9 protein-coding genes are annotated in these 10537 nt (G+C 48.9%); 3 read left to right on the plus strand and 6 right to left on the minus strand.

The annotated features are described in order from the left end of the window. The first annotated feature begins 47 nt into the window (after nucleotides 1-47). Both Q4C79_RS08900 and glnA read left to right on the plus strand, forming a co-directional pair. Nucleotides 48-1580 (plus strand): phospholipase D family protein, encoded by a 1533-nt coding sequence (locus tag Q4C79_RS08900; RefSeq protein ID WP_303090666.1) that lies wholly within the window; start codon nucleotides 48-50, stop codon nucleotides 1578-1580. A gap of 301 nt (nucleotides 1581-1881) precedes the next feature. Beyond that, nucleotides 1882-3300 carry a type I glutamate--ammonia ligase gene (gene glnA, locus Q4C79_RS08905; protein ID WP_303090667.1) on the plus strand — a complete coding sequence of 473 codons (1419 nt, stop codon included), beginning with the start codon at nucleotides 1882-1884 and terminating at the stop codon, nucleotides 3298-3300. A 486-nt stretch (nucleotides 3301-3786) separates the two neighbouring features. On the opposite strand, the gene Q4C79_RS08910 is transcribed toward glnA, so the two are convergent. The 5 genes from Q4C79_RS08910 to gmk all read right to left on the minus strand — a co-directional run bounded on the left by Q4C79_RS08910 (nucleotide 3787) and on the right by gmk (nucleotide 9343). Continuing rightward, entirely contained in the window at nucleotides 3787-5055 is a 1269-nt protein-coding gene (locus tag Q4C79_RS08910; protein WP_303090668.1) for an ATP-grasp domain-containing protein, read from the minus strand. A gap of 1 nt (nucleotide 5056) precedes the next feature. Next, nucleotides 5057-5986 carry a DMT family transporter gene (locus tag Q4C79_RS08915; RefSeq protein WP_303090669.1) on the minus strand — a complete coding sequence of 310 codons (930 nt, stop codon included), beginning with the start codon at nucleotides 5984-5986 and terminating at the stop codon, nucleotides 5057-5059. Nucleotides 5987-6273: 287 nt separating this feature from the next. Beyond that, the gene (locus tag Q4C79_RS08920; protein WP_303090670.1) at nucleotides 6274-8433 is read right to left on the minus strand and encodes a bifunctional (p)ppGpp synthetase/guanosine-3',5'-bis(diphosphate) 3'-pyrophosphohydrolase; all 2160 of its coding nucleotides are present in this window, start codon (nucleotides 8431-8433) and stop codon (nucleotides 6274-6276) included. A 28-nt stretch (nucleotides 8434-8461) separates the two neighbouring features. Next, nucleotides 8462-8668, minus strand: a complete 207-nt coding sequence (gene rpoZ, locus Q4C79_RS08925) for a DNA-directed RNA polymerase subunit omega (protein WP_303090671.1) — start codon at nucleotides 8666-8668, stop codon at nucleotides 8462-8464. A 57-nt stretch (nucleotides 8669-8725) separates the two neighbouring features. Further along, on the minus strand, nucleotides 8726-9343 hold the full coding sequence (gmk, locus tag Q4C79_RS08930) for a guanylate kinase (RefSeq protein WP_303090672.1): 618 nt from the start codon (nucleotides 9341-9343) through the stop codon (nucleotides 8726-8728). A gap of 190 nt (nucleotides 9344-9533) precedes the next feature. Between gmk and Q4C79_RS08935 the strand changes: the two genes are divergently transcribed. After that, nucleotides 9534-10109, plus strand: coding sequence for an adenine phosphoribosyltransferase (locus Q4C79_RS08935; protein ID WP_303090676.1), 576 nt, complete (start codon nucleotides 9534-9536; stop codon nucleotides 10107-10109). 47 nt (nucleotides 10110-10156) lie between these two features. Here Q4C79_RS08935 and Q4C79_RS08940 read toward each other — a convergent pair. Continuing rightward, nucleotides 10157-10537, minus strand: a 381-nt coding sequence (locus Q4C79_RS08940) for an IS30 family transposase (protein ID WP_303090673.1), incomplete at its 5' end; no start/stop codon positions are given.

The following is a 10537-nucleotide window of genomic DNA, read 5'->3' on the forward strand; positions in this document are numbered from 1 at the left end:
CAGACAGGCATGGAATGTTTGAATGTAATGCCATCATTGAAAGTAATATGATGTTGAAAAAAATCTTGGTCGTTTTGCTGGCGGTTGCGGTTCTGTTGCTGATAACTGCGCTGCTAACTCACAAGGCTTTACCCGATAACCGTAGGCGAACGGTTTCGCAAGCGTTGCCGCCCGATTCCGGCAGTTTGCTGGCCAGACATTTTCTGCCGCAGATTCAAGCGCATCCCGGCTTGTCGGGCATTTATCCGCTGAGGGAAGGGCGCGATGCTTTTCTGGCGCGGCTGGCATTGGCAGAAACGGCGCAACGCAGCTTGGATGTGCAATATTACATCTGGCACGACGATATTTCCGGCCGCCTGTTGTTGCAAAGCCTGTATAAAGCCGCCGAACGCGACGTACGCGTGCGCTTGCTGCTGGACGATACCAATACGGGCGGCATGGATGAGATTTTGGTTTCGCTCAATGCACACCGTAATATCGAAATCCGCCTGTTCAATCCCTTTATGCAGCGCGGTTTCCGACCGCTGGGATATTTGAGCGATTTTTCACGCCTCAACCGCCGGATGCACAACAAATCCTTTACTGCAGACGGCGTGATTACCGTCATCGGCGGACGCAATGTCGGCGACGAATATTTCGGAGCCGGCAGCGGTGTGATGTTTGCCGATTTGGATGTTGCCGCGGTGGGCAAAGCAGCCCGGGATGTCGAGCAAGACTTTGATCGCTATTGGGCAAGCGAATCGGTGTATCCGGCCGAAAACATCATCAGCGCGGCCGCCGTATCTTTTGATACCCGGCCTTCCGAACAAGCCGAAACGAAAAATTATCTGAAAGCCTTGGCACAATCTAACTTCGCCCGCCAGCTTCAGGCCGGCGATCTGCCGCTCGAATGGGCGAAGACGACTTTGGTGAGCGATGATCCTGCCAAGGGTTTGGGCCGTGCATCAGCGGAAAACACCGTATGGGCGTACATCAGCCCGGTGATGGGCGCGGCAAAACACGATTTGCTGATTGTATCGCCGTATTTCGTGCCTACCCAAAAAGGCAGCGATCTTTTGGGCAACATTGCCCGCAACGGCAAAAACGTTACCGTGCTGACCAATTCGCTGGCGGCCACCGATGTGGCGGCGGTTCATGCCGGTTATGCCAAATACCGCAAAGATTTGCTGGCTGCCGGCGTAAAACTGTTCGAACTGAAACCCGATGCGACCGTAACCACCGAAGATCACGGCGGCATAACCGGCAGCAGCGGTGCGAGTTTGCACGCCAAAACGTTTGCCGTAGACGGCCAAACCCTGTTTGTCGGCTCATTCAATATGGATCCGCGCTCGGCTGCGCTCAATACCGAAATGGGCTTCTTGATAGAAAGCCCGAAGTTGGCGGGTGAGTTGGCGGATGGCCTGAAACGGCATCGGGTTGTGCATACTTACCGCGTCGGGCAAACGCCGAAAGGTGATTTGCAGTGGCAAACGGAGGAAAACGGTAAAATCCAAGCTTACGACAGCGAACCGCAAAGCAGTGTCTTTAAGCGTTTTGCCGTATGGTTGTGCTCGTTGCTGCCGATAGAATGGATGCTGTAAAACGGATGCCTGTCTGAAAAAAATGTTCAGACAGGCATTCGGCGAACGGTAAGTATGAAAGTTAGATAATCGCTTTACAATCTGCTGGAAACCGATGCAGAACAGCAATTAAAATCTTTACTTACCACTCATCAAGAAATTGTTGACAATTTTACTTGCCGTATTTATATTGGCGCCATCGGGTTGGTTCTTTAATCGGGCGGATGCTGTTTTCTGTTTCCCTGCGGTATGAAGGGCAGCCATTAATTTGTATGATTTGTAACTTTTTATCCGTTTCAGGATTATCCTTCAGGAGCATAGTATGTCCATCAAGAATGTTATGAAGCTTATCGAAGAAAACGAAGTACGCTTCATTGATCTGCGTTTTACCGATACCAAAGGTAAACAATTGCACGTTACCATCCCCGCGCACGTTGCTACGGACGACTTGGAAGAGTGGTTTGAAAACGGCCAAGCGTTCGACGGCTCTTCTGTCGGCGGCTGGAAGGGCATTCAAGCTTCCGATATGCAGCTGCGTCCAGATCCGTCTACCGCGTTTATCGATCCTTTCTTTGATGATTCTACGCTGGTAATCATTTGCGACGTTATCGATCCGACCGACGGCCAAGGTTACGACCGCGACCCGCGTTCCATCGCCCGCCGCGCCGAGGCCTATCTGAAAACCTCCGGCATCGGCGATACCGCTTATTTCGGCCCGGAACCAGAGTTTTTCGTATTCGACGGTGTGTCTTACGAAACCACCATGCAAAAAATGGCCTTCGAAGTCACTTCCGAAACCGGCGCTTGGAGCAGCGGCAAATCTTACGACGGCCAAAACACCGGTCACCGCCCGGCCATCAAAGGCAACTACTTCTCACTGCCGCCGGTAGATGCCGGCCAGGATTTGCGTTCCACCATGGTTAACCTGATGGAAGAAATCGGCATTCCGGTAGAAGTGTACCACGGCGAAGTAGCTACCGGCGGCCAAATGGAAATCGGTACCCGCTTCAGCACGCTGGTACGCCGCGCCGACCAAACCCAGGATATGAAATACATTATCCAAAACGTGGCGCACAATTTCGGCAAAACCGCCACCTTCATGCCCAAACCGCTGATGGGCGACAACGGCAGCGGTATGCACGTTCACCAGTCAATCTGGAAAGACGGCCAAAACTTGTTTGCCGGCGACGGCTACGCAGGCCTGTCTGAAATGGCTTTGTATTACATCGGCGGCATCATCAAACATGCCAAAGCCTTGAACGCGATTACCAACCCGTCTACCAACTCGTACAAACGCTTGGTACCGCACTTCGAAGCACCGGTAAAACTGGCTTATTCTGCAAAAAACCGCTCGGCTTCCATCCGTATTCCGTTTGTAAACAGCAGCAAAGCCCGCCGTATCGAAGCGCGCTTCCCGGATCCGACCGCTAATCCGTACCTGTGTTTTGCCGCCCTGCTGATGGCCGGTTTGGACGGTATCCAAAACAAAATCCACCCGGGCGAGCCTGCCAGCAAAAACCTGTACGACCTGCCGCCGGAAGAAGATGCGCAAGTGCCTACCGTATGCGCCTCTTTGGAAGAAGCGCTGGAAGCATTGCGTGCCGACCATGAGTTCCTGACCCGCGGCGGTGTGTTCAGCAAAGAATGGGTGGAAAGCTACATCGCCTTCAAAGAAGAAGACGTACGCCGCTTGCGCATGGCGCCGCACCCGTTGGAATTCGAAATGTATTACAGCCTGTAATCTTTCGATTAAACAGTTTAAAAAAGCCCGGCTGGCAACAGGCGGGCTTTTTCTCTATGGTGGTTTTTTCTCTTAAACTTAAAGTGGTAAACCAAATACCTGAGACCTTTGCAAAATTCTTTTTGATACCTGAAAACACTTGCGCTATGTTCGGGCTTGATCCGATCATCTTTATATAGCGGATTAACTTAACTTTCGCGAAAGCTCCGCTTCACCTTAGCTTAAAGAGAACGGTTTTGTCAGCCGGGAAAGCGGCAACAGAATCGGTTCAGTACGTGTGTATAGCAGATTAACTTAACTTTCGCTACGGCGTTGCTGCGCCTTAGCTCAAAGAGAACGATTTTGTAAGCCGCTAAAGCGGCAACAGAATCGGTTCCGTACTACTTGTACTGTCTGCGGCTTGCTGCCTTGTATCGAAAATTAATTAAATCTGCTATAGTGCCTGCGGCTTTCTGCTTTGTATCGAAATAATTAAATCGGCTATAACTATGACAGCGGGCGATCAGCATTATCCATTTGAACAAAGTAAATTCTTTCCCGTTCTTGTTCGCGTATTAATTGGTAATCGGCCCAAAGTTGGGACTTATCTGCGCTGGCTAAGTAAATGGTTCCCGGTTGGCTGAATACATCCTTCGTTTCATAGACCTTGTGGCCGGAAGGTACATAAAGTTCGATTTTTACGAAAGAGGGAAGGCTCTTGGCAAGGCTAATGATTTTTGAACTTTCAAAAATGCCGGATTGCGGGCTAATGAGGCAGACATTAAAGGAAAATTTTTTTAGTTGATAAAAGGGTTTTTTGGTAAGAACTGAAAAAGAATCCGGCTCCGTTATAGATAAGACTGTCGCCGCTAACTGCCCGAGCCCCGTGGTTGCATCAGAAACTTCGGGGCGGAGGATACCGTCGCTGCGCGCAGCGATTTCGACAAGAAACGGCCCATTGGGCGTGAGCATCACTTCTGCATGAACGGGGCCGTTTTCAATGCCCAAAGATGCGCACACTTTTTGTGTATAACCCACCAGTTCTTGAAATGCTGGATCCGTAGCATCTATGATCTCGTCAATATCGTAAACAATATTGCCTGATTCAAGTTTGCGTTTGTGATATTTAACAACTTCGGTGACCAGAGATGCTCCTTTTAAAAAGACAAGGTTGACGACATATTCAATACCTTCAAGGAATTCTTGTAATAATATTTCTTTGTTGATTAGATTGAGTTTGTTTTTCTTATTTAAAATCTGTTGAAAAGCAGCGTATGCCTCATCTTCATGATGGCAGATAAAAACACCATCTGATCCCGCGCTTTCCAGCGGTTTTAAGACGATAGGAAACCTTCCGTTCCTTAGCCAGATTAAAGCGTTCTGCCAATTAGAAACCTTTATTTGCTTTGCCGCATTCAAACCGGCCGAACGAACGGCTTCAACCATATCATATTTGTTGCGGCGGGAAGATGCCATTTCAATATGGTTGCGATACGGCAGTTGCAGCTCATGATTTATGATATCTGCAAGGCTAACGCCGCTCTCGGTGCCGGGTATCACATATTCGCTATGAAAATCTCTTATGAAATTTAAAGTTTCGTGCATATTCTTATGAATAATCGATTGGCTGTAAATTTCAGAATTGAAATTTTGATAATAATATTCATCAAGATCAGGGCTGGATGATATATGTATTAACTCGCATCCTCGATTATGCAGTTCTTGCGCTATATATTTTCCTGATGAAAACCCGTCGACAATTGCAATTCTTTTCATGTTAAGCAATCCTTTTTTTATATATTTTAGTCAAGCAAAGAAGGCACAGTAATACTGTTATCAGTAAAACAGCAAGAATGCTTTCGATTGAAATGGCAACCCGATGATCAAAGTATTGAAAAGCTAAGGTGAAGATGGGCAGTAACAGCAAAAGCATGGAGACATGTATCGGTTCCAGTGATTTAATTGCATATTGAATTAACAAAATGGGAATCACATGACCTATTACTGCGAGAAGAAGTAGGATAATGAGCAAATTTTGCGCAGGAATTAAGTTGGTGCCGTTATAAAAACAATAGAGCATGGCAGATGCTAACATGAGTATGTTTCTGAAGCCTAAAATTTCATATGGCATCCAGCCCTGATTGCTTAAGTTTTTAGAATAAAACGTATAGAGCACGGTTCCGATTGCACTGCAAATCACATAAATGATGCCCATCGTTCTTTCAAAATAGGAAGTATCGGCTATTCCGCTTTTTCCAAAATAAGAGTTTGCCAGCATAACCATCACCCCAAAAAGAATAATCCAAGCTATGATGGTTTCTGATTTGTTTTGAGAAGATGCCTGTTTAATAAAATAACGTGAAATTACTATCGTGATGGCAGGGCCGCATGCAACCGATGCAATACCGACAACGGCAGGTTCTAGGTATTTAAGCGAAAGAATTAATCCGCCCCAGTTGAGCATAACCGAGAAATTGATGAGTAAAAGTAGGGGAATATTGTTCTTTGCTTTCTGAATATAGCGTTCCCTATTTTTTGTTATGCTGACTGAGAAAAAAATTAAGGTGGATATTATAAAACAATAAATTATTAGAATAGCAGGATCTAATCGTTGGTTTAAGTGGCCAACAAAGACATCAAAAGCGGCGCTGATTAAACAGAAAACAATCCCGGCAGCAATGCCCATAGATAATGGTTTTATTTGCATGATTCTGTCTTTTTTGAAAAAAGGTCAACCTCGGGTCGGGATATCGTTTATATGCCATTTCATTGATATGAATGAATTGAGACGCCGCCCGTGCTTAAATATATCATCGGTAATGATTTTATCACCTTTCCCATGCCATCGAGATATACGCGGATTAATTTAACTTTCGGTTTGGGCATGCTCTTTTGTCACAAAAATAAATATTTGCCCAAGCTAAATCCTGAAAAAATGCCTGTCTGAAGGTATTCAGACAGGCATTTGGCGTTGGTAACGTTATCCCCGGATGGCTAGACTCTGGTGACTCTGCGTACCGATGGTATATTGTGCAAAGCGTGGATAATGCGGTTGAGTTGAGATAAATCTTTGGTTTTGATTCGGAATTTGAATTCGATAAATCCTTCGGTACCGGATTGGCTTTGCGAGGGGGTATCGACGGCTTCGATATCGGCGCCTTCTCCGGACATGGCTTGGGCCATGGCGGCCAAGAGGCCGTGGCCGTCTTGCGCCGCTACCAGTAAACTGGTTCGGTAGCTGGCGTCGTGATGGATGGCGTCCCAGTTGGCATCGAGTTGTTGGTCGGTATCGGCTTTCAGGAGGTTGGGGCAGGTATCGCGGTGGATAATCATGCCCTGATCTTTGATGATGACGGCGCGGATGGCATCACCGGGTATCGGGTTGCAGCATTGGCCAAGATGTACGCGGCCGGTTTCGTTGCCGCTGATTTTAATCGGGCTGAGTTTCACCTCGCCGCCGAAGTGTTCGCCTGCGAGGTTGGCAATGTGCATGGCGACGGATACGGGCAGGGTGTGGCCGATGCCGACGCTGTATAACACGTCTTCGAAAGTGGTTTGTTTGTTATTCAAATCGGCCAGATAGGCTTCTTTTAATTCTTCAGACAGCAGTACGTCTTTCGGCAGCAGGCTGGATAGGGCTTTTTGCAACAGATTTTCGCCCAATTCGACGGCATCTTGCCGGTTCATGGTTTTGATGTAGCTGCGGATGGCGCTGCGTGCACGGCTGGAAACGGCGAAGTTCAGCCATGCGGCATTGGGGCGCGCCTGCTCGGCGGTGATGATCTCGACGGTATCGCCGGTTTTCAGCTTGGTACGCAGGGGCATCATGGTATTGTTGATGCGCGCGGCCACGGTGCGGTGGCCGACATCGGTGTGTACCGCATAGGCGAAGTCGATGGGGGTGGCGCCTTCGGGCAATACCAAAATCTTGCCTTTGGGGGTGAAAATATAGACTTCGCTGGGGAAGAGGTCGACTTTAACGTGTTCGAGAAACTCGATGGCATTGGCGCTGCGGGCTTGCAAGTCGAGAATGTTTTGCAGCCATTGGTTGGTGTTGACCGTCGCTTGGTCGAGTTTGTCGTCGCCGGATTTATAGGCCCAATGGCTGGCTACCCCGCCTTCGGCAACGGCATCCATTTCGCGGGTACGGATTTGTACTTCTATCGGCAGGCCGTAAGGGCCGGTAAGGGTGGTGTGCAAACTTTGGTAACCGTTGCTCTTGGGGATGGCGATGTAGTCTTTGATTTTGCCGGGTTTGGGTTGGTAGAGATTGTGTAGTGCGCCCAGTGCGGCGTAACAGGCGGGAATACTGTTGACGATAACGCGGAAGCCGTAAATATCCATCACTTCGGCAAAGCGCAGGTTTTTGGACTGCATTTTCTGATAAATACTGTACAGGTTTTTTTCGCGGCCTTTGATTTGTGCTTCGATATTGGCGCTGACCAAGCGTTGGCTGAAGGCGCTCAAGACTTTGCCGACCACGTCGCGGCGGTTGCGGCGGAACGAATTCATCGCTTTTTGCAGCGTGTTGTAGCGGCCGGGGTGGATGTTTTGGAATGATAAGTCTTGCAGTTCGCGAAAAGCGTTGTTCAGACCGATACGGTTGGCAATCGGGGCGTAGATTTCCAGCGTTTCCTGTGCAATGCGGCGGCGCTTTTCCAAACGCATAGAGCCTAGCGTACGCATATTGTGCAGGCGGTCGGACAGTTTGACGATAATCACGCGTACGTCGCGGGTCATGGCCAGAATAAGCTTGCGAAAGCTCTCGGCTTGGTGTTCTGCTTGATCGTTGTACTCGAGTTTTTCCAGCTTGGAGAGACCGTCGACCATATCGGCGATGGTATCGCCGAATTCGGCGGCCAATTCGACTTTGGTAGTACCGGTATCTTCCAAAACATCATGCATCAGGCCGGCGCTGAGCGTTTGGATATCCATATGCCATTTGGCCAGCTCGGTGGTTACCGCAATCGGATGAGTGATGTAGGGTTCGCCACTCTTGCGGGTTTGGCCGTCGTGTGCGTGAAAAGCATAGGCGCAAGCTTTCTCCAGCTGGACAAGTTCGTCTTCACCTAAGTAAGACGCGGTGCGGAACAATAGGCTGCGTGCTTCTGCGGTTAAAGGGTCATAAGGAGCGGTCGGCTGGAGCGTAGGCATAGGATACGGCCTCATGCTGGTGGAATACTTACTTATTGCGCTTCAGGATTTCGGTGGTAATTTGGCCTGCTGCGATTTCGCGCAGTGCGGTTACGGTAGGCTTGTTGTTGCGGGTGTCGTCTACCAGAGGTGCGGTGCCGTTTTCCAGTTGGCGGGCACGGCGGGCTGCGGTCAGGGTAAGATCAAAGTGGTTGGAAATTTTGCTGATACAGTCTTCTACGGTAATACGGGCCATAAGGGTTCTTTCTAAATTAAATTATGAAAATGGAAATAGCGTTATTGTCGCTGTTTTTTAAGAATTTTCCAACAGGTTTTCGATAAAGCGTTGTTGCTTCGATTGAGTTAGACTATGGGACTTGATAATGTGTACCAAATCCATTTCGGCCTGTACGAGATCATCGTTTATCACTACATAATCAAACAGTAGGGATTGTTCGATTTCGCTACGGGCTTTATTAAGGCGTTTTTCGATAATTTCAGGTTCGTCGGTGCCGCGACTGCGCAGACGTTCGGCCAGAATTTGAAAAGAGGGAGGCAGAATGAAGATGCTCACTGCTTCGGGTAGGCAGCGGCGAACTTGCTCGGCACCTTGTACATCGATTTCCAGAATGACGTCGAAGCCGTTTTCCTGCAGCATTTTTACGCCTTCGATACTGGTGCCGTAATAGTTGCCGTATACCATGGCATACTCTAGAAAAGCGCCTTCATCAATTAATTGTTCGAACTTGTTGGGGTCGATGAAATGATAATGTTGGCCGGCGATTTCGCCGCCGCGTGGAGCTCGGGTGGTATGGGAGATGGAAACCCGGATTTCGGGGTGGTTGGCAATCACTCGGGAAACCAGCGTGGTTTTGCCGGTGCCGGAAGCGGCGGAAATAATAAAAATGCTGCCTGTTTTGGTTGTTCTCATGATAATCGCGCCGGTTGGAAATGTGTTTGAATTATATCGTATGGTAGAGGGGGGCGACAATGGAAAGCAGGAGAGGCGGTGTTTTGCTGCGGTAGATAATTGCTTTTCAGACAGGCATACGGCTTGCCGCGAGGAGAGCGAATTTTGTTACAATACGCGAAAATCTGATAATTGCGAGGATTAATTTATGATGCTTACCCACCCGGATGTAATGGGCGTGGATAATTTAGCGGCGAAAATTCGCAAAGTACCCCATTGGCCGAAAGAAGGTATTTTGTTTCATGATATTACGCCGATTCTGCAAAGTCCGCAGTATTTCCGCCTGCTGGTGGACCTTTTGGTCTACCGTTATATGAACCAGAAAATCGATGTGGTTGCCGGCTTGGATGCACGCGGTTTTATTATTGGTGCGGCATTGGCTTATCAACTGAATGTGGGTTTTGTGCCCATTCGTAAAAAGGGTAAGCTACCGTTTGAAACGCTGTCGCAAAGCTATGCGCTGGAATACGGCGAAGCGACGGTGGAAATCCATACCGATGCGGTGCAAAAGGGTGCGCGCGTGCTGCTGGTGGACGATTTGGTGGCTACCGGCGGAACCATGTTGGCGGGGGTGGAGTTGTTGCGCAAACTTGGCGGCGAGATTGTGGAGGCGGCGGCGATTTTGGAGTTTACCGATTTGCCGGGAGGAGAACGTATCCGCGAAAAAGAGGTACCGTTGTTTACGCTGTATCAGAATTCGGGTTCGGTAGAGGATTACCAAAGCTAGGGTCTGTCGACAATTAACGCAACGGCGGTATTTTTGCTCTTGAATTGTCAAACCAAGCGCAACGTTTTTCGAAACAGCACCTCATAAGCACATTTCCACCCCAAACATTTTCTGGGGCGAAGGTTGATTTTGTCGGTAACCGCTTGAATCTGCGCTGCGCTGTATTGGCCCAAGTCCTGACGCTTGGGAAAATACTGACGCAGCAAACCGTTGGTGTTTTCATTGCTGCCCCGCTGCCACGGCTGGCCAGGCTCCGGAAAATAAAACGGTACCTGCAATTCGTCACTCAGCTGCGCATGCAAGGCAAACTCCTTACCCCTGTCCGGCGTAATCGAGCGCAATGGCATATCACGCAGTACGTCGAGCATTCCTACTTTGAGCGCTTGTGCATTTTTCTTGGGCAGCCAAACCGTCATCAAATACCGGCT

Origin of the sequence: Neisseria sp. (genome assembly GCF_030523955.1) — a bacterium.
Taxonomy (GTDB): Bacteria; Pseudomonadota; Gammaproteobacteria; order Burkholderiales; family Neisseriaceae; genus Neisseria.

What these genes read in the sequence shown, in the direction of transcription:
- Q4C79_RS08900 (WP_303090666.1), top strand. Translation starts at nt 48, where the DNA reads ATGATGTTGAAAAAAATCTTGGTCGTTTTGCTGGCGGTTGCGGTTCTG.
- glnA (WP_303090667.1), top strand. Translation starts at nt 1,882, where the DNA reads ATGTCCATCAAGAATGTTATGAAGCTTATCGAAGAAAACGAAGTACGC.
- Q4C79_RS08910 (WP_303090668.1), bottom strand. Translation starts at nt 5,055, where the DNA reads ATGAAAAGAATTGCAATTGTCGACGGGTTTTCATCAGGAAAATATATA.
- Q4C79_RS08915 (WP_303090669.1), bottom strand. Translation starts at nt 5,986, where the DNA reads ATGCAAATAAAACCATTATCTATGGGCATTGCTGCCGGGATTGTTTTC.
- Q4C79_RS08920 (WP_303090670.1), bottom strand. Translation starts at nt 8,433, where the DNA reads ATGCCTACGCTCCAGCCGACCGCTCCTTATGACCCTTTAACCGCAGAA.
- rpoZ (WP_303090671.1), bottom strand. Translation starts at nt 8,668, where the DNA reads ATGGCCCGTATTACCGTAGAAGACTGTATCAGCAAAATTTCCAACCAC.
- gmk (WP_303090672.1), bottom strand. Translation starts at nt 9,343, where the DNA reads ATGAGAACAACCAAAACAGGCAGCATTTTTATTATTTCCGCCGCTTCC.
- Q4C79_RS08935 (WP_303090676.1), top strand. Translation starts at nt 9,534, where the DNA reads ATGCTTACCCACCCGGATGTAATGGGCGTGGATAATTTAGCGGCGAAA.